The sequence below is a fragment of the Bacillus sp. SIMBA_154 genome, from assembly GCF_046536015.1.
Taxonomy (GTDB): Bacteria; Bacillota; Bacilli; order Bacillales; family Bacillaceae; genus Bacillus; species Bacillus pumilus_P.
In genome coordinates this window covers 1-228 of sequence record NZ_JAWJBV010000773.1, presented here as the reverse complement: position 1 = coordinate 228, position 228 = coordinate 1, and the positions used below count along the sequence as shown (strand labels likewise).

Here is a 228-nt window from a genome sequence, read left to right as displayed (position 1 = left end):
GGCGAAAGTCGAAAGCTGATAAACCGAAATCCCTAACCAATTGGACGCGTAGAGAGCTGTCCGAATCGTTGTCCTGTTGGGGGTCCGGTAAGGGCATCGCGGGCGCAGTCACCTCTGTCTACGCAAGGCATTAACAACGGTTTCACGTGAAACATCGACTCGTCCGATATTGAAGCAGAGAACGACCTAGGCACATTAGCACCAACGTACCTCGTTTGAATTTGACGA

Annotated in this window: 1 protein-coding gene; it reads right to left on the bottom strand. The window is 51.3% G+C overall.

The annotated features are described in order from the left end of the window. Nucleotides 1-32: 32 nt before the first annotated feature. A partial coding sequence (locus R0K30_RS23995) for a hypothetical protein (protein ID WP_410613595.1) occupies nucleotides 33-228 on the bottom strand: 196 nt, incomplete at its 5' end.